This window comes from Lysinibacillus parviboronicapiens (genome assembly GCF_003049575.1).
In the GTDB taxonomy this organism is placed as follows: Bacteria; Bacillota; Bacilli; order Bacillales_A; family Planococcaceae; genus Lysinibacillus; species Lysinibacillus parviboronicapiens.
Map to the genome: position 1 here is coordinate 49,731 of NZ_PYWI01000012.1, position 19,093 is coordinate 68,823.

The 19,093-nt window shown below is 38.7% G+C and carries 20 protein-coding genes and 1 riboswitch; of the genes, 4 read left to right on the top strand and 16 right to left on the bottom strand.

All coding sequences use genetic code 11. The annotated features are described in order from the left end of the window. Nucleotide 1: 1 nt before the first annotated feature. Together map and thiT are read right to left on the bottom strand one after the other, a co-directional pair. Nucleotides 2-757 carry a type I methionyl aminopeptidase gene (gene map, locus C9J35_RS11950; protein ID WP_107924684.1) on the bottom strand — a complete coding sequence of 252 codons (756 nt, stop codon included), beginning with the start codon at nucleotides 755-757 and terminating at the stop codon, nucleotides 2-4. Between the two features lie 126 nt (nucleotides 758-883). After that, nucleotides 884-1,444, bottom strand: a complete 561-nt coding sequence (gene thiT, locus C9J35_RS11955) for an energy-coupled thiamine transporter ThiT (RefSeq protein ID WP_054767671.1) — start codon at nucleotides 1,442-1,444, stop codon at nucleotides 884-886. Nucleotides 1,445-1,808: 364 nt separating this feature from the next. After that, a riboswitch (TPP riboswitch) is annotated at nucleotides 1,809-1,916 on the bottom strand. A 127-nt stretch (nucleotides 1,917-2,043) separates the two neighbouring features. Between thiT and C9J35_RS11960 the strand changes: the two genes are divergently transcribed. Then, nucleotides 2,044-2,376, top strand: a complete 333-nt coding sequence (locus C9J35_RS11960) for a magnetosome magnetite crystal formation protein family (protein WP_107924685.1) — start codon at nucleotides 2,044-2,046, stop codon at nucleotides 2,374-2,376. Nucleotides 2,377-2,437: 61 nt separating this feature from the next. Continuing rightward, nucleotides 2,438-2,560: a small protein YxzF gene (gene yxzF, locus C9J35_RS24540; protein ID WP_268807924.1), complete on the top strand. Its 123-nt coding sequence runs from the start codon at nucleotides 2,438-2,440 to the stop codon at nucleotides 2,558-2,560. Between the two features lie 39 nt (nucleotides 2,561-2,599). Here yxzF and C9J35_RS11965 read toward each other — a convergent pair whose 3' ends face one another. From C9J35_RS11965 to C9J35_RS12005, 9 genes are all read right to left on the bottom strand, one after another. Beyond that, nucleotides 2,600-5,680, bottom strand: coding sequence for an AAA family ATPase (locus C9J35_RS11965; protein WP_107924686.1), 3,081 nt, complete (start codon nucleotides 5,678-5,680; stop codon nucleotides 2,600-2,602). After that, nucleotides 5,677-6,834 carry an exonuclease SbcCD subunit D gene (locus C9J35_RS11970; protein WP_107924687.1) on the bottom strand — a complete coding sequence of 386 codons (1,158 nt, stop codon included), beginning with the start codon at nucleotides 6,832-6,834 and terminating at the stop codon, nucleotides 5,677-5,679. The genes C9J35_RS11965 and C9J35_RS11970 overlap by 4 nt, the downstream gene beginning before the upstream one ends. Nucleotides 6,835-7,137: 303 nt before the next feature. Next, nucleotides 7,138-8,055 carry an SGNH/GDSL hydrolase family protein gene (locus C9J35_RS11975; protein ID WP_107924688.1) on the bottom strand — a complete coding sequence of 306 codons (918 nt, stop codon included), beginning with the start codon at nucleotides 8,053-8,055 and terminating at the stop codon, nucleotides 7,138-7,140. Nucleotides 8,056-8,114: 59 nt separating this feature from the next. Next, nucleotides 8,115-9,344, bottom strand: coding sequence for an aminopeptidase (locus tag C9J35_RS11980; protein WP_107924689.1), 1,230 nt, complete (start codon nucleotides 9,342-9,344; stop codon nucleotides 8,115-8,117). Between the two features lies 1 nt (nucleotide 9,345). Further along, nucleotides 9,346-10,494, bottom strand: a complete 1,149-nt coding sequence (locus C9J35_RS11985) for a DEAD/DEAH box helicase (RefSeq protein ID WP_107924690.1) — start codon at nucleotides 10,492-10,494, stop codon at nucleotides 9,346-9,348. Between the two features lie 248 nt (nucleotides 10,495-10,742). Beyond that, on the bottom strand, nucleotides 10,743-11,444 hold the full coding sequence (gene cuyB / locus C9J35_RS11990) for a cysteate racemase (protein WP_107924691.1): 702 nt from the start codon (nucleotides 11,442-11,444) through the stop codon (nucleotides 10,743-10,745). Then, nucleotides 11,441-12,673 carry a carboxylate--amine ligase gene (locus tag C9J35_RS11995; RefSeq protein WP_107924692.1) on the bottom strand — a complete coding sequence of 411 codons (1,233 nt, stop codon included), beginning with the start codon at nucleotides 12,671-12,673 and terminating at the stop codon, nucleotides 11,441-11,443. Before C9J35_RS11995 ends, cuyB begins: the two co-directional genes overlap by 4 nt. Nucleotides 12,674-12,788: 115 nt before the next feature. Further along, complete coding sequence (locus C9J35_RS12000; RefSeq protein WP_235616287.1) at nucleotides 12,789-13,700, bottom strand: C39 family peptidase; 912 nt, start codon at nucleotides 13,698-13,700, stop codon at nucleotides 12,789-12,791. Nucleotides 13,701-13,930: 230 nt separating this feature from the next. Further along, nucleotides 13,931-15,427, bottom strand: coding sequence for a class I adenylate-forming enzyme family protein (locus C9J35_RS12005; protein ID WP_107924693.1), 1,497 nt, complete (start codon nucleotides 15,425-15,427; stop codon nucleotides 13,931-13,933). Between the two features lie 274 nt (nucleotides 15,428-15,701). Between C9J35_RS12005 and C9J35_RS12010 the strand changes: the two genes are divergently transcribed. Then, nucleotides 15,702-16,337: a metallophosphoesterase family protein gene (locus tag C9J35_RS12010; RefSeq protein WP_107924694.1), complete on the top strand. Its 636-nt coding sequence runs from the start codon at nucleotides 15,702-15,704 to the stop codon at nucleotides 16,335-16,337. Nucleotides 16,338-16,605: 268 nt separating this feature from the next. Here C9J35_RS12010 and C9J35_RS12015 read toward each other — a convergent pair whose 3' ends face one another. From C9J35_RS12015 to C9J35_RS12035, 5 genes are all read right to left on the bottom strand, one after another. Next, nucleotides 16,606-17,178, bottom strand: coding sequence for a DUF305 domain-containing protein (locus tag C9J35_RS12015; protein ID WP_107924695.1), 573 nt, complete (start codon nucleotides 17,176-17,178; stop codon nucleotides 16,606-16,608). Nucleotides 17,179-17,256: 78 nt separating this feature from the next. Next, the gene (locus C9J35_RS12020; RefSeq protein ID WP_107924696.1) at nucleotides 17,257-17,439 is read right to left on the bottom strand and encodes a cysteine-rich CWC family protein; all 183 of its coding nucleotides are present in this window, start codon (nucleotides 17,437-17,439) and stop codon (nucleotides 17,257-17,259) included. An 88-nt stretch (nucleotides 17,440-17,527) separates the two neighbouring features. Next, nucleotides 17,528-17,728: a gamma-type small acid-soluble spore protein gene (locus C9J35_RS12025; RefSeq protein WP_054767668.1), complete on the bottom strand. Its 201-nt coding sequence runs from the start codon at nucleotides 17,726-17,728 to the stop codon at nucleotides 17,528-17,530. Nucleotides 17,729-17,744: 16 nt separating this feature from the next. Then, a complete protein-coding gene (locus tag C9J35_RS12030; protein ID WP_107924698.1) occupies nucleotides 17,745-17,954 on the bottom strand; it encodes a YczO family protein in 210 nt (69 codons plus the stop codon). Nucleotides 17,955-18,043: 89 nt separating this feature from the next. Beyond that, nucleotides 18,044-18,202 (bottom strand): hypothetical protein, encoded by a 159-nt coding sequence (locus C9J35_RS12035; protein WP_235616288.1) that lies wholly within the window; start codon nucleotides 18,200-18,202, stop codon nucleotides 18,044-18,046. Nucleotides 18,203-18,413: 211 nt separating this feature from the next. On the opposite strand from C9J35_RS12035, the gene C9J35_RS12040 reads away from it, so the two are divergent. Further along, entirely contained in the window at nucleotides 18,414-18,908 is a 495-nt protein-coding gene (locus tag C9J35_RS12040) for a L,D-transpeptidase family protein (protein WP_054767667.1), read from the top strand. Nucleotides 18,909-19,093: the final 185 nt, after the last annotated feature.

The window sequence follows — 19,093 nt, forward strand, 5'->3', positions numbered from 1 at the left end:
ATTATGCTTCATCTAATGTTGTTAAAATAATTGGTTTGTCTTTTGTAACAATAATCGAATGCTCGATTTGAGCAACTAATGATTTGTCTGGTGTAATGAATGTCCAGCCATCACCAGCTTCAACAATATGCTCTGCTTTTGCTGAGATGAACGGCTCAACCGCTAACACCATTCCCTCTTTCATAATTGTTGAGTCCCACGCATCGTAATAGTTTAAAATGTGATTTGGCTCATCATGTAAAGAGCGACCTAGTCCATGACCTGTTAAATTCATGATGACTGTTAAATCGTTCGCATAAGCTTCACGTTCAACAGCTTTCCCTATTTGGTTTAATTTAGAACCAGCTTTTACTTTCGTCATCGCACGTTCAAAAGCACTTTTCGCTACGCGGCAAAGTTTTTCTTTATCTTCATAACCTTCTCCGACTACGAATGAAATACCAGTATCAGCAAAATAGCCGTTTAGCGAACCTGACACATCAATATTGACAATATCCCCGTCTTGAATAATACGGCTTCCCGGTATACCATGTGCTACTTCTTCATTAACACTAATACAAGTGTAACCTGGGAAATCATATTCACCTTTTGGTCCAGAAATAGCTCCTGCTTCCGCAAACATACGGCCTGCAATTTCATCTAATTCAAGTGTTGTCACACCTGATTTTGTAGCAGCCTTCATTGCTTCACGAATTTCAGCACAAATACGACCGATTTTTTTAAAGGCTTCAATCTCTTCTTGCGTTTTTACAATCATTTTTAACGTCCCTTTCATCTAATATCTACACTCTAATATATCACAACCACAAACCAATGATGAACAATACGCGCTAATTAGCTTAGAAAAGCCGCCTGTACCCTATAGGAACAGACGGCTTACACGTTAAGATTTTCGTTGCATTAACTGTGGTGCTGCTGTGAATAAAAGAACACCTGCAATAGCAGTTAAGATTGTTGCTGGTAGCATATATGTTCCATTATAAATAATGGAATAAATCCAAGCGTTTTGATCGCCAGCATACTCTGCGAAGAATACAGCTCCTGCAACCGTATGCGACAAGTAGCGTAAAAATCCAGCTAAAACAGTGCCTATGATTATAAAAATAGCCATCTTCTTTTTGTTTACGTTCGCTGCAGCTTCGAGTACAGGCTTACGCACAAGCGCCGCTACACCAACTACTGTGAAAGCAACCCCATAATCCAATAAACCTTGAAGCCAGTGTACAATGTACGCACCGAACATCGTTTGCATAACGCCAATAAGTAGTCCTGTTGTCAGCCCTGCAAAAAGCCCCCAACGAAATGCCATTAAAATAATGGGAACCATCACGAGACTAACCGAGCCGCCTTGTGCCCATACTTTAAAAGAAACTTGATCGAGTACAAGACCCACTGCTGCGAAAATCGCAATCTCCACCAGCATTAATAGTCTTTTTTTGTCCATAATATTATTCTCTCCTTTGTTCCGATGTAGGATACAAGAGCAGGAATAGAAATCAGTTATTTAAATATGATGTGCTCAATCTGGCAATCCATTATGCCTCTGTTAATAGGTGTACAAATTTTGAAATATGCTTATACAACAATACCTTAGGCCGTAGCATCTTTACCAATGTAGCTACATTGCTACATCTCCTACGTTAAGATACCATCTTTAATTCCTTTCAAAATCCATAACACCCCTAGAGACTTTAGCTTCATTCTGTTGGCCTGTGAGCACCTACTAAAAAAGGGTACTCCTCTTTTCTTCGCTAACCTAATTGAAGATAAAAAAACGATGCCAGGACAGAGCCTCACATCGTAAAAGTGTCGGTTTCTATCCACATCCCTACGCAAGCTTTAACTTACAGGTTCGAAGAGTAAAGGCATTACGTGCCCAGTCTCAGCTGACATCATCAGCTCCCCTTGTGGTCGTTACATCTTAATTTTGCTTGAACATCCTCATTGTACGCAAACACTTTTGTGATTACAACCATTTCTTCATTAATTTTTTTGAAACTTTTGAGTTTTTCATGCGTAAATTTTAAATAAGGAGGGACAACTATGGAGAATCAAAAAATATTATCTGCCTTTAGTTATCTCAGTATATTTTTCGCACCTTTTATTGTGCCGTTAATTGTTTATTTCGTGTCAAAGGATAGTGAAGTGAAGCGCCATTCAATCCGAGCGCTTATATCGCATTTAATTCCTTTTCTGTTCGGCATCATTTTCTTTATCGTCTTCCTGTTTTCGTCAATGTCATTCAATACGTTTGAACCTGATGCAACTGGCAATACATTCATTATCATTTGGTTGGCTGCTTTTGCGATTTACTTACTCGTATCTCTTGGCATTATCATCTGGAATATTGTTCAGGCTGTACGCGTTATCCGTTAGTAATTATGTTTCATCCTCGAGTTAAACAGGTAGAACTAATAGTAAAAGGGAGCTGATATTCATGAAAGTATCTAAAATCGTAAAAACTGCTGTCAAATTAGCGCCTATAGTGATTCCAATTGTCAAGAAAGTGGTAGCTGCAAAAAAGGGAACAACTCCTAACCCAATGACTCGAAGAAAATAAAGAAAAGGCGTATCCTTGCTATAAGGGAACGCCTTTTCTTTATTTCACTTCAAACCGTGTTCTGCTATGTCCACTTAAGGTTTTCTCAACATGTAAAACAGCGGGCATAGAGGCCTTTAGTTCTGCAACATGGGAAATAACGCCAATCATACGACCCGATTCTTGTAGATCAATGAGTGCATCAATGGCTTTATTCAATGCCTCCTCATCAAGCGAGCCAAAACCTTCGTCAATAAACATTGTATCGATTCGAATATTCCCTTGAAAACTTTGAATGACATCTGCCATGCCCAGCGCCAGACTTAAAGAGGCATTAAATTTCTCCCCACCTGACAATGTTTTGACATCCCGAATTTGATCAGTATAGGCATCATATACATCAAGACCAAGTCCACTTTGTTTTGCATGCTTTTCCAATCGATCTGATCGTCGAAGCTCAAACTGCCCATTAGATAAATGGTACAGACGAATATTTGCGGCTGCTGTGATTTTGTCTAAGCAGTTTATTTGAATATAACGCTCAAAGGAAAGCTTTTTCACATTTTGCCCATTCAATAAAGCATGGAGCTCCTTCACACGCCCCGCCTCTTTTTCAAGTAATTGTATTTCTTTAGCCGTTTCTTCTACTTTCACGATAAAATCTCCACAAGCTGCAGCAAAAGCTTTTGTCCGTTGCAATGTATTAAATGCTACCTCGTATGTCTCACGTAGTTGTGCTAGTGATTCTTCTAATAGAGCTAAATTCTTTTTCTCTTTCCCTTCAAGCTGCTTAGCTCCTTCGGCAATTTGAATTTGTAATGTGTGTAGTTGCAAAGTGTAATCATTACAATCTTTCCGTAAAGTGTCCAATTGCATAATGCTACGCTTTGCCGTTTCATACGCCTGATAGCTTTCAAAACCCACTTCTTTCATACTTACTGAAAATTGCTCACGTTTTTCGTTTAGACTAGCGTGAATCTCTTCATAAGCTTTTTTAGCTAGTTCCTCCGCCATTACTGCGTTGCTCACAGCTTCCTTAGCAGATTGTAAATTTTGTTGACTAGCCTGCCAAGCTGTTTGTAGCGCTTTTTTTTGTACACCTACCTCAGCAATTTTTTGTTGTAAAGCTTGTAATGTTTGAATGTTTTCAGGTATATGCCTTTGTTGCTCTTCCACAATTATCTGCTGTTTTGTTAACACCTTTTGCTGTTCAGCAAAATACTGCTCTAACTGTGTTTGTTTCTCTTGTAGCTGCTGTGTTCTTTCACGCTGACTCTTTTGCTGAGTTCGTGAGACAGCTAATTGATCATTAACCACTTTTAACAGTGCCACTTGCTCCTCAACATATCGTAGTGAAGAGTTTAGTTGTGTTTGATTTACTTGTGAAATATCATTGGCTTCCACTTGCTCAATTGCCTCTTGAAGAAGTATTTTAGCCGATTTTAAAGTTGCCTCTTTTTCAAAATAAGTGCGTTCATCTGACTGAGACTTCGCTCTTAATATTTCTAATTGTGCATCATTAATAGACTCTATTTGCTCAGTATGTGTAATTTGATGTGTCGTACTCCCACACACTGGGCACGGATCGCCTTCAATAAGTTGCGCTGCTAAAATACTTGCCTGATTTGCAATCCATTGTTGTTCTAACTGTTGTAATTCCTGTTTATTTTCCTGATATCGCTGCTGCGTTGTATTAACAGCCAGTTCTGCCGAGGCAACCGCTCGCTCATATTTCTCAACTTTTGTTAATAATGCAACTTGTTCACGGAGTTTCGGTAGCTGTTCTAAGTAGTCTGCAAAAGGCTGCACTTGTTCTTCGTATTGCTCGATTTTTTCGGTCACATACTGTAGCTGGACTTGTTCCTGTTGTAAAATTGCAAGATTATCCGCAACCGCTTGCTTTGCAGTTCCAACACCATGCTCGTATATTTGTAATTGTTGGCGATTCCCTTCAAACGCTTCAAACGTCGGCAGAAGTGCTTGTAGCGTTAATTCTTGCTGTAAGACTTGCTGACGCTCAGGTTCTTTGGCTTCTACTTCATTGAATAATGCTTGAGCAACCTTATATTGTGTCTCTGTTTGTTGTATCGTTATTTTTGCTTGCTGATAGGTCTGTTCTTTACGATTTTGCTCGGCACGAAGGTCCATACACTGTTGTTCGAACATAACAAGGCGGTCTGCTTGCTCAGCAAGTTTAATTTCCTGTACCTTTGCATCATAAATATTATGCTGTTGCTCTAATATTTTCAGCCTTTCTTGACGGTTAGCATGCTCTTCAAATTGTTCATTGAGGGCCTTGGCCATACTATAATGCTCTTGCTCCTTTTGATGGTGACCATAGGCCTCATCATAACGATGTTGCTCAACTTGAATACTTTCTATATAGTAAGCTTGCTCCTCCTCAAGCGCAGTCATTAATTGGTGCATGTTTTCCGTGTTATTTGCAATGCAAGTAAACAATCCAGATGATCGTTGTGGCAGTGCCCCAGCAATTTGACCCAGTAAATGCTCTTTTAATTGCTTCGCGCGTTCTAAATCTTTTTCGGCTTCCTTACGTTTTGCATCCAGTTTTTTTGTCATGTCTCCAAAGCGATCCGTTTTAAAAATTTTGCGTAAAATAGCCTCTTTGTTCGTAGAATCTGAGGTTAAAAGCTTGCGAAATTCACCCTGAGGAAGCATGACAATTTGGCTAAACTGATCCTTCGTCAAACCTACAATTTCCTGTAACTTTTTATCAACTTCATTGGTCTGTTGTTTCTCTACGATACTAAAGTCAAGTTTTCCCTCTTTAAATTGGGCCAACTCGACTTTCCTACCAGTAACACTTTTGTTTTTCGCTTTAATATGACCGGGTTGACGTGAGATTTGATAAGTTTTACCATGCATTTCAAAAATGAGTTCTACTGCTGTATACACATCATCTTCGGCAAAGCCGCTTCTGAGCATAGCTGTATCTTGACGATCTTCGCCACTGCCTGAACCATAAAGTGCATAACAAATAGCATCAAAAATTGTCGTTTTCCCAGCACCTGTCTTCCCAGATATTGCAAATAATCGGTGATCACCAAGTTCTTGAAAATCAATGATTTCTGTATTTTTGTAGGGGCCAAAGGCAGTAATGGTTAACTTTAAAGGTTTCATTTTACTGCCTCCCGTTCCTCATCAAGTATTTCTTGTAGCATGTCGGTAAATAGACGCTCGGTCTCTCGATTCGGTTGTTCACTATATAAATCCGCATAAAATGCTCTAAATAAGTCGATGTCTTCTACTTGCTCCGTTTCAATCGCTTGAATTTCTTTGGATAATTCCTGGCGTACCGCCTTGCGTTCGATATGCAATGCATGTGGGAACACAGTACGAATACGTTCCATTGGTGAAGCGACGGGCGTATCATCAGTTAGGCGTACAAAAACATAATCCTCACTAGGCGTTAATTTTAATAAATCATCCATCAAGCCCTCCACCACACGCAAATCACGTCTTGGCATAAGTTTTCGCTTTTCTACTGTTACTAGTCCTGTCTCATCTAACTCAACAATTAAATAGCCCTTTACATGCAAGTGCTCCGACAGTGAATACTTCAATGGTGAGCCGGCATATCGAATCGTTTCATTACGTACAAAATGTGCCTTATGTAAATGGCCCAATGCCGTATAGTTAAACTGTTCAAATAGTGATGCATCCACACAATCCGATCCACCTATTGATAGTGGACGCTCCGAATCACTTGTGTTCTCTTCCTCATGGCCATATTTGGTTACAAAAGCATGTCCAATGAAAACATTTCGTTGTGTTGTATCCATCGTTGGTGTGATGTGTTCAATGATTTTTTGCATCGCATCTTGATGGGAGTGGATCGTATCATCTGCTAAAATGGTACGCACAGCTGCAGGCTCTGCAAACGGTACAAGATGAAAATGCACCTCACCAAATTGATCTGTCAACACAATTGGCGCCTGATCTTTCCTAAATTGCCCCATTATGTGTAACCCACTATCACGCATTAAACGACTTCCGAAATTTAAGCGACCTGCACTATCGTGGTTCCCAGCAACCGCTAACACAGGAATTTTTTTATCAAGTACAATCTCTGCAAAAACATCATTTAGCAAATTAACGGCCTCTACAGGTGGCATAGAACGGTCATATAAATCACCCGCTATGATGATTGCATCAGGCTTTTCTTCATCAATGGCCTGCATAAATTGCTGTAAAATATAGCGTTGGTCCTCCGTCATGTACACACCTTGTACAAGCTTCCCTAAATGCCAATCTGCTGTATGGAATAGTTTCATTCGTTGCGCCTCCTGTCTGCTTTTTATTCTATCATGCCTTTTAGTGGAACGTACATTCTTGTTTTAGTAGGAAGTCCGCAGGTTGCACTCACTTCCCTGGGCGGTTCGCGCTTCTACCTGAGAGATACTCGTCTTCACCTGAGCGGTTCGCTTCTCTACCTGAGGGATACTTCTTCTTCACCTGCTCGGTGCACGCGAAGTATTCTTTTCCCCCTGTTGTGGGCCATTGCGCAGAAAGGAGTTGTCTCAATGGTGAGACAACTCCTTTTCCAACGATATTTTCTCTAACGTAAAGTGAACCCCTTAGCTATACTGAATCTCTCTTGCTTGTTCGAGAAATGCTACATATCCGTTAAAGCCTTGAATACGGTGTACGATGGCAACTGACTCTTGCGTTGGTACAACTGGACTCTGTTTGGCTTTTGCTTGCTTTTTTACGATTTCCTCAAAGGTCATTGGGTTAGGTTTGGGTAGTTCTACAGATGATATCGCTAAAGCATCACTACCACTATAAGCTTTCAAAAAAGCATTCGCCATTTGACGATAACCTTCGAAATTCGGATGTACGTCTGAGCTATTTGGCAAGTAGTTCATTGCCTGTAATCCAAAAGCATCATACACATTAATATAAGTCGCTCCAGCTTGCTGTGCTTGCTGCTGTAAAATGGTATTTAATTTTACCAGTTGTTCATTCGTTCCTTCTTTTTGAGAGGCATGCACATTCGGATAGGCAAAATAGTAACCCATCACATAGACTTTTGCATGTGGTGCACGTGTTTTCAACTCAGCCAAAATCTCCCCCATATTTATCCGAGCAACATTTAATGCGTAATCTGTCTGTAGCTGAGAAAATGTTAATGTGCCTGCGCTTGGATTCACTTGCACAAGACGTAGTAAGTCATTGGCACCTGCTGAAATGGTAATAAGCGTTGCATTTGCTAATAACTCACTTGCCTCGGTTGACTTTACGCGCTGCAATACATCAATTGTTGTAAAGCCTGGGAACGCAAGCTCTTTTGTATAATGACCTATTTGACCAATCAATCCAAGTCTCATGGCAATTAAATCACTGTAGCCTGTATCAATTTCCTGATAGGGCGTTTGACCCGCTGCTAAAGAATCTCCGATAGCCACATAATTCTCAGTCTGTGCAAACGCAGATGAAACACCTATTGTGGCTGTCAGTACCGTTACACTTATTAAGTTCAATAGTCGTTTCATCCGCTCACCTTCCACTCATTGACTATCATATATAAATTATAGGTAAAATGCTATTTAGCTTAAAACGCCCAGCTACCTTTACGGAAAATCGGCTCCACAGTCCCATCAGGTAAAATACCATCAATATCCATGTCACCGCTACCAATCATAAAGTCCTCATGTGTCACTGAAATATTTGCACCAAGTGCTTCAAGTTGACCGTTTTCTAAATCTCTACCGCCCTCTAGGCAAGTTGGGTATGCTTCACCAATCGCTAGATGGTTTGAGGCATTTTCATCGAACAACGTATTGAAATATAAAATCTCTGATGCTGAAATCGGTGATCCATGTGGTACAAGTGCTACTTCACCTAAATAGCAGGAACCTTCATCCACTGTAATGAGCTCTTGCAATAAATCATGGCCCATTTGTGCTTCCGCCTTAATAATTTTTCCATCTTCAAAAGTAAGCTTAAAGCCATCAATTATATTACCCTGATAGACCAATGGCTTAGTATTGCTGACAACCCCACTAACACCTTGCTTCATTGGTAATGTATATACCTCTTCTGTCGGCATATTGGCAATGAATACAGTACCATCAGGTGTTTTACTTCCACCAGTAAGCCATTTATGCTGAGGTGCTAACGCAATCGTTAAATCTGTACCCGGTGCTGTATAATGAAGCTTTGCATATTTTTTACTGTTCAATAAAGTTGCTCGGGACTCTAAATTCGCCACATGTGAATGCCAATTTTCAACTGCGTTGCCTTCTCCGATGTGCACTGTTTTAAAAATAGCTTCCCACAGTGCAGGGACTTGCTCTTCTACAACTAAATTTGGGAATACCTTTGCTGCCCATTTTGGAGATGGTACTGCTACGATAGACCATGCGATTAAATCTTTCATCACAGCATTTCGATAATTTTTCAGTGCAGCACCCGCGACTTTTTGATGTGTTGCCAAGCGATCTGTTGGAACACCTGTTAAAAGATCTGGATCAGCTGCGTCTATCCATAAAAGTGCGCCTTTACGCTCGATTAGCTCATCGCGCATTTTGACAATCCACTCTGGATAACGATTGAACTCTTCATCAGAAGCATGTTCGAAATAGGCACGCTCCATTTCACCATCCGAAAAATTAACATGCACACGGCCTGCTCCAGCTTTATAGGCTTCTTTTACTACCAAACGAGCAAAGTCTAATGCATCCACAGACGTGTTTACTAACAGATATTGACCAGGCTGAATATTGACGCCAACTTTTACAGCAAGCTCTGCATATGCTTGTAATTTCTCTTCAAAAGTCATATTATTTCCCTCGCTTTTGTCCAATTGTTTTTGAATTACCTTCTACTAGTTCTCCGTCATGCCATACTTTTTGAACTGGCTTGCCAGCAATTTCGCGTGTCCACTTTTTATAGGTTTTTTCATCGTGGTACGATAATAATGTTAAGACTTCACCATCTGCACCTGCACGTCCTGTACGACCTGAACGATGTAAATATTGCTCAATCGTGCGCGGTACGTCAACATGAATAACATGTGTTAAACCTGCGATATCTAAACCGCGTGCCGCAATATCAGTGGCAATTAAAATACGGGCATCACCTTTACGGAATGCATCTAATGCCTTTTTACGTTCCTCTTTTTTCATGTCAGAATGTAGGGTTACAATCGGTGCAGCACGATATTGCAATTTCGTTTCCTTCATAAGTAACTGGTCAATATTGTTGACAAAGGCTAGTGCACGTAAGCCATCCGTATGTGATAAGCGGCGCAGGAAATCCGTTTTATCACGTTCTTCTACTTTTACAAAGGAATGTACAACTTTGCCAAACTTCACCATATCCTCAGGTTTAATTTTGAAACGTAATGGCTCAAACATCATACGACTTGCCACTAGTTCAATTTCTTCGGTAATTGTGGCAGAAACGACCACTACTTGACGACCGTAGGCTGAGCTTTCGATAAAGGATTTTACTACGACGCGATATTCTCGGCTTAATAACTGATCACATTCGTCTAAAATAACTGTTTCAATTTCTTTCAGTTTTAATTTGCCCGAACGTGCTAATTCATTTAGACGACCTGGTGTCCCTACAACAATTGTCGGCTTTTTCTTTAACTTCTCGATTTGACGTGCAGAGTTTGCACCACCTATTAGTTGCTGAACAGTAATATCAGTACCAGCTGTCCATTCGCGAATAACCTCCACGATTTGCATTGCTAATTCCTGAGATGGGGCAACAATGAGTCCTTGTGTTTGTTTTTTCGATCCATTTACTTTGTTCAATAAAGGCAATACATAGGCTAATGTTTTCCCTGAGCCTGTTGGCGATTCTGCTACAATATCTTTGCCCTCAAGCATTGCTGGAATCATTTCATCTTGAATTTTCATTGGCTCTTCGAAATTCCATTTTTCTTGTAGACCTTCATTTAATAAATTTATTACTGACATGTCAATTCCCACCTTTTATCCTGCTTGACACTAGTTTAACATACTAGCTCTGGACAAGCATTTTCCTTCTGTCTATCAATTATTGCTCGATATCATTGTACCTGACGCTAAGCGTGTACAACATTCAATACATTGTTGCCGCTCCACTTTTGTAGCTTAAAACGACCTTCGCTGACACAATTTACACACCTTACGAGTCGCAGTGTCGATGTGAAAGGCTCACCTATTGCAAACAGGTGAGCCAAATGTTACTCCACTAATTCATAGCCACATGCTAATATAGCACACTCAGCTAAAACAATTAGTGAATCGATATATTTGTCTTTTAATTTTAAATCTCGATTGACGATAGATAGCTCTGTACACCCTAAAACAATTCGGTCACAATCAAGTGCAAGCATCGCTTCTTCTATTGGCTGCCACTCTTCTTGCGTGACATCCTTACCAGCCTTTACATAATCGTAAATAATCGCCATGACTTTTTCCTTCATAGCTTCATCTGGTACAACCGGTGTAATGCCATAGTTCTCTAACGCATCCTGATACATATGCGATGTTAACGTACCTGTTGTCGCTAAAATACCAACACGCTTCGCCCCTAAATCATGCGCACGCTTGGCCGTTTCACGAATCATATGTAGCACGGGCACTGGAGAGCCTTCAGCTAATTCATCATAAAAAGTATGCGCTGTATTGCATGGGATGGCAATCATGTCTGCACCAACAGAAGCTAGTTTTTTCGCATCTTCAATTAAAATTGGCACAGGATTTTTCTTTGTATTATCTAAAATAAATGCAGTTCGATCAGGAATATTTGTATCATTATCTATAATTGTATGTACATGCTCCTGATCTTTTATAGCCTTCGTACGTCTTACAATCATTTCACCGATAAACATTGTTGCAAGTGGACCAACGCCACCAATAATACCTAAAGTTTGTTTTTTCATGAGTTCGACAGACCTTTGTTGTTAAAATATTTCTTATACTTTCGATAAAAGTTTAAATTTTCGAGCGTCACATTCAACCAGCGTTTTGCATTCATATCTTTATAATTAAAAATAGAATCTGTCGCGAAGCCTTGGCGAATAAGACTCTTTGCTTCCATCACTAGTTGTTCATTTAATACGTATTTAAATAATACACCGTTTGGCACAATCGTCCATAGATGCTTATTTTGAACGTATGTTAGCTGTTGTTTACTGCCACGAATGAAATCATCCGCTACATATTGCATTAAATTATAGCCACTTGCTGTCACATAATAATTTGAAAGTTCATTATGTAATTCAATACTTAATAACTTGTATTGACCATCGCGTTCATCATATTTCATATCGAACGTCGCAAAGCCTTGGAATTGTATTGTTTCCAGAAATACCTTCACAAGATCCATCAATGCTTTGTCATAGGCTGTTATAATGGCAACATAGCGACCGATACCATCGGGAGAATGTTCTTCTAAAATAGGGTTTCCTACAGATAGTAATTTAACTTCATGATCTTGTCCAACATAAGCATTTACAACACGCATATTGGCATCCTCGCCTGGAATATACTGCTGAATCATTAAATCATCACGATATGCAGACTCTTTATAAATTGCGTGGAAAATTGCATCCTTTTCTTCTTTATCATGTGCAATATATACTTTTTTCTTACCTGGAAAAATACATGTAGCGTATTTCATCATATTCATGGGCTTTATCACAACTGGATATTCAAAGGGTATATTAAATTGCTCATAGTCATTCACTGTGCATATATGCATAGCGGGAAAATCGAAGCCATATTCCGCACAAAGCTGGTACATACTTTCACGTGTCAGAAGCTGATCTGCAAGTGTAGCATCAACATACGGGATTATAAAAAATTTGGACAGTTCTTCTTGATGATGCACAATTTTCTTCACATAAAATTCATCGCAGGCAAGCAATAGCAGTTTTTTTCCCGGGAATTCCTCCGCTATCGCTTGTAAAGCAACAACAAAACGTTCTTCGATATGTAGTCTTGGTACTTCACGAAACGTTAGTAAATCACTCTGTTGAATTTTGGCTGTGTTCGTATGATTTACAGCGAGTGGTTTCACGCCATAGGACTCGTAAAATGCTCTTGCCATGCCGTAAGCATTCATCTCGTCGCCCAATAAAATCGGTAAAAAAGTGTGCTCAATGGCCATTCTACTCAGCTCCCTTTAGCTATTTATAGTAGTGTAACATACTTCATCTTTTTTCTTGGATAGGCCTTTATATGGTGCAATTATATCCTTTTGGGATAGCTTTACGCTCTAAAACTCATTTATGAACTGCTACTGCTTGTGACCCTAACTCTTGATAGCTTTTAAAAAATTGATCGACATTATATGTAACAAAGCCTTTTAATGGGTCCATTACAACTACTTTATCGCCTAAATGCCCAGTTAAAACAACAGCATGCAAGTTCATATACGCGGCACGCGAGGCTGCCTCACCTTCATAGATCCAGCCCCTATCATTATTTGTTTTAGGAGTTGATAAATCCAATGTAACCCATGTCACAACTGGTACACCTTCACGGACAAGCTGTAAAATGTCATCCTGTGAAGCACCACTCATATTTTTGACACGTAAATCTGCTTGTTTATCTGCTATTACTGATTCCGCCGCTTTTACAATCGGAGCTGCAAAGACATACATACCTTCCGCTTTGTCACGCGGATTTCCAGCAAATGCATATGCTGGATCTGGTCCAAATCTTTGCCCACCGATTGTTTTAAAATTTTGCTTCGGTAAATACGTATCAGCCATTTCAAGCTTCGTAACATTCATACCATAATAATTTAATACAGCTGTCAACGATGTAATTTCACAGCCATGTGGTAGTTCAGGATTTTGCATAACAACAGGCACATCTAACTCTTGTTCATCCCTTGAAAAATGAGTTTGCAGTCGATAATAGGGCTTTGACGTATCGTAGATAAACGTATCAATTGTTGTATAGCCATCGCCCCCCATACTATTTTCAAGTGTGGTTGCAGCAATTGTATATGTTTTACCCTCTACAAGTTTGGAGAATGTCGCCTCGCCCTCTTCAGAACCAAGTGCATCCTCAATTTCTTCACCAGTCTCCAAATCTGTCACTTTTATATAGAGATTTGGAATAGGTGCTCCACTATTAAATTCCACCGTTAACACGGTTAAGTGATTTTTAGATTTATCTTGCTGCACAAGCTGATTACAACCTGAAAGTAGCATTATTATCATCAGACCTATTATAAAAAGGCGTTTATACCCCGTCCTCAAGGCAAAATTCCGCTCCTATCTTGTTCGAAGACAATGAGGCTATCTTCAATTCTATTATTACAATTAATTGTAGTCTCTATTATACGCTAATTTTATAGGTGTTCCTATTCTATCATGCTACTTTTTAATGAACTTACTCTTGTTCTCACAATATATTAAGTTGTTTTCACAGTAGGGCGTAATGTATGTTTCAGCACCTTGCCAGATGCATTACGTGGTAACTCTACTAAAAATTCAATTTCATGAGGCATTTTATATTTCGCAAGTTGTGTACGGCAATATGCTAGAATTGTCTCTTCATTTAAAGATTTCCCTTCCTTCAAAACAACAAACGCCTTTGGTACCTCACCATAAACTTCATGCGGTAAACCTACAACTGCGGCTTCTAAAATATCTGGCAATTGGTATAAAACTTCTTCCACTTCAATTGGATAAATATTTTCACCGCCACGAATAATCATATCTTTTTTACGGTCTACAATATATAAATAACCTTCTTCATCAAAGCGCCCTAAATCTCCTGAATAAAGCCAGCCATCTCGAATCGTTCGAGCAGTTTCCTCATCATTTCGTAAATAACCTTTCATCACCTGCGGCCCTTTCACACAAATCTCTCCAACCTCACCTGCTGGCACTGATTCGCCATAGCTATCAACTACGCGTACCTCGGTTTGTGCTAACGGTTGCCCAACCGAGCCAATTTTCGTCAATGCATCAGCATCTAGTAGAGAAGTAGCCGCTGGTGAATTTTCTGTTTGACCATATAAATTTTGAACCTTCACCTGTGGAAATGCCTCTTTGACCTGTTTAACAAGCTCATAAGGCATCGGTGCGGCTCCGTAACAAAGTAAACGTAAATTCTTAAATGTATGTTCCTTAAATGCCGGTGTATTTAAAATAATTGTATACATGGACGGCACGCCAAAGAAAATAGTCGCTTGTGAGTCTGCAAGCTGTACAAGCGTATTTGTTGGAGAAAATCCTTCCTCTATAATGACAGTCCCTCCCTTATAAAACATCGGCATAGCAAATACATGGAGTCCTGCACAATGAAATAGGGGTGTACATATAAACATGTTATCCTGTTTCTTCATGTTCATGGATGTTGACCAAATGTCTGCTGTCGCAACAATATTTTGATGGGTCAGCATCACTCCTTTGGGCTTACCCGTTGTACCGGAAGTATACATCACCACAGCTGTATCATTTGCTTCTAGTAAGACAGTCTTGCTTTGCCCTTCAAAACTTTGAATAATTTCTGCCATGTCTTTTAAACCTATTACATGTTGGAATGCATAGGGAATTTCTGCAATAGTATCCTCGATTCGTTCATCATAAATAAGACCTTTTACTTGTGAATGATTAAAAATAAATTCAACCTCTGGTGTAGCCAATTTTGTATTAATCGGCATGACAACAAAGCCTGCTATTTGAACTCCGATATAAGCAATTAAAAATAAATCTGAATTGAGCGTGTACAATGCAATAACATCATCTTTTTCATAACCTTGCGCTTGTAAATATGCTGCAAATTTACTTGCACGCTTATAAAATTCACCATAGGTCACATTGTCGCTGCCATACATTGTTGCAATTGCCTCTGGTTGTTGCTCTGCATAGTTCTGTAAAATATCCGTCATTAACATTGTCATTATAGGCCCCCCTAATGGTTTACGATTATTACACCAACATCGTGTAGTTTAAATTTTATGACTGCCGATAAAATACTATTCTAGTATATGAATTCAGAAAATTTTGACTATATTTTATATTTTAACAAGCTATCAATAAGATGGCAATTTTTCTAAACATTCGAAAATAGCAATGATGTGTCATAAAATATACTTATACATTTTACTTTTCTATCAATTTCTGTTAGGTGTATGATACTTGTACAATCATTTTTTGAGGAAAGGCCTGATTAACATGCTGTACGCACTTTTAGGAGATTTACATTCTAGTATAGAAGATACAAAAGCAGTATTGACCCATATAAAACAAACAGCAAATGATGCTCAAATAATTGGATTAGGTGATTTATATGAATGTATCGTTAGTAAAAAAAGGGCGAAAGCAGTGTCTGACTTGCCGTTGCAAAAAGCCGTTATTATAGAAAAAGATTTTGAAAATTTACTAACGTTCCCCTCTATCCGAGGCAATCAAGAAGAACGAATTACACAAGTGACCGGCATCAATCGTTTTATCGAACTACCTGAAACAATGGAAATTGATGGAGCAACACTTATGCATGGTCATCAATTTAAATGGAGTGTTACATGGCAACCTACTTTTCCGACAATCGAAAAACAGCTTCTGTTTTTCGGACATAGTCATGAGTCAGGTCTTTATCGTCGTAATAAAAAGTTACCCATTCGGATTCATTTTGGTCAACCAATTACTTTACAAGAAAAACAATATGGCATTAATGTTGGTTCTGTTGTCGACCATCGTGAATGGTGTCTCTATGACAGTGAACAGCGTACAGTAACGTTTATGTGCGCACCATTCACTTCATCTCAGGAAGAATCACGACTTTCAATGGTATTGGGTAACCGAAATTAGCAATCTACTCTGTACTTTCGCGTTCGAACTGAGCGTAGCGAAGGAAGATGCACCGCAGAAAGCGTTCGCCAGTAGTGGGAATCCACGGCCTCATCCATCTATATTTACTGTAAATGAAAAAAGACAAATACGAAAACACGCATAGCATGGACGTTAACTCTTTAGATAATTATATTTTTTTGTACACGCAATAGACATCAATTTTTTGCAAATTGTTTTCTAGATAACAAAAAACGCTAAAATCACCACCGATTTTAGCGTCTGGTTCTTAACAATCCTGCAAGCCTTCCAGTAATTTTTCCATCTCATCGATTTGACGACACATTGTTTGAATCATGCATTGGAGAATTGGTATTAGCTCTTGGCAAATGCAGAATCTTAAAACATTTTGTGCCAATCGTACGCCACCTTGATGATGGACAATCATTTCTTGAATATAATTTACATTGATACTATTTGAAATTGGCGGCGAACACATTGCTTGGAACATGGCTTCTGTTATTTCTTTAAATGCACACATATATTCATATAATTCATATTCTGAATTTTGCACGATACAACATCTATTTTGTATTGCTTCTAAATTTTCCACTATTTCAGAATGAGTTTTTATAATTTCTAATGCGAAGTTTTGAACAGGTATATTGGTTGTATAACGTAAAACATTTTCTGACATTTTAATAGCAGCTATTTGATGTGGAATTATTTGTTTAATGAAGTTCTCTGAAATGCTACATGTAATCGTAACATAGGTCATACCCTGCATCATTTTATTGAGGATTTTTTGATATTCCTCTAAATATGCCTGCGTTACATTACTAAGTTCAATTGGTTTAGACATTAGACACACTCCTTTCAGAGTAATGTATGCCCTGTAGGTTGTTGTGCAATAGACATTTGTACCAACAGATTCTAAAAACTACACACCTTTATATGTATTTAAGCACGTTTGACAGATACATTTATGAGGTTCCTCAGTTACTGCTTCGAATATGCCTTCTGGAAAACTTTCCCTCATGCACCAACAAGTATTTTGACCTGCAACAAGCTCACAACCGTTTTTTTCTCCACATAATGGGCAACATTTTTCATCGGTAGACAATTACTTCCACTCCTTTCTACTAATGATTGTACTGGACAATCAGAGAAGCACGAAATAAGATAGATTTCGCACTCCTCTTGAGCCATTATTATTTATGCTTATATGTTTGATTTTCCTTTTTCACTTCTTGAACGTTCGTATCACTATAGATTGCTGTACCCTGTCCGCCATTTTTAGCTAACAGCTCTTTTACTTCATTATACGATAACCCAGAAGCAGCATTTTGTCTTTTTACTTCATTAATATTCGTACCGGAAGAAGTGAACTGAGCTTCATGATGATTGTTCATACTAATACCTCCATTCCTATAATTCATCAGGTTGCATTTCAATCAGTTCATCGCCTTCTCTTTTTACCCTTTTATTGAGCTCTTCAATTGGTATACTATCCACTGTTTGCATGTCTTCGTGCAAATCAAAAATACTAATTGTATCCGAATCAACCATGTCGGGTTTATCTTTGCTCGCTAAATTCATAAACATTTTTTTGTCATGGGGTACATTTTCTTTGTCCATCATTTCACTCTCCTTTACCTATAATGTGTGTAAAGGTGAATATATTATGTGTCTACAGCGTTTTACTTTTATTCCGTAAGACTTACCGATTAAAGCTTCTTTTTATCTACACGATGGTATTCCGAGATTTGAATGACTCGGACATGCCTTGTATGCAGTTCATGATAAATTCCTCTACTATCTGTAAATGAAATATATTGATCTCGCTCACTTTGAACTAATTGCTCAGCTTTTTCTTGCGATTCCATATGAATAAATCTCCGGACATAATGCATTTCGTCAAAAAAATAAGTTATTTTAAATTCCCTCATGATGACATGCTCCCCTAATATCAGATATTCTTTGCGCTTAACTTAACCGCTATTTCTTCATTTCATCCTTTGCAAAATCACTTTCGGCACTTTCTCTCTAACATGCATAAAATACACTATAACAACTAAAAATCAGGAGGTGATTACAGTGATTCACACAGTCAAAGCAGGCGAAACATTATCTCAAATCGCTAGAGATTATCGGACACCTTTGTCTTCAATAATCGGGGCTAATCCAGGCATTAATCCAAATGTTCTTTATATCGGACAACAAATTGTTATACCGGGTTTTCCAGATCCTAATACAATCCCTTATCAAATCGATATTTCCACTGAGAATCGTTGGTTACGATTATTCAAAGATGGAATTCTTCAAAAACAATATCCTATTGCCGTCGGTAGAATGTTACATGATACACCTGTAGGCAGTTTTATTATTATTAATAAGGCACCTAATCCAGGTGGACCTTTTGGATCAATGTGGATGAGTTTATCTAAAGAACACTATGGTATTCATGGTACCAATGATCCTCGTTCTATTGGTCATGCCGTTTCACGTGGCTGTATACGTATGCATAATCATGATGTAGAAGAGCTTGCTAGCATCGTGCCTATTGGTACAGCAGTTTCTATCCATCCATAACATCCATTACATCTAAATGCTTTGTCTGTCTTAGCATTGGCAGAATAATTATCATCAAACCGAAAGTAAACGCCTATGCAAATTATTTTATAGCCACAGTCTTTATATAGTGTTAAGAAACAACATGGTCTAAGGAATCTTCGTAAATGTTGTACGCTTTAAATGGTCGTTTATTGGTCACGATT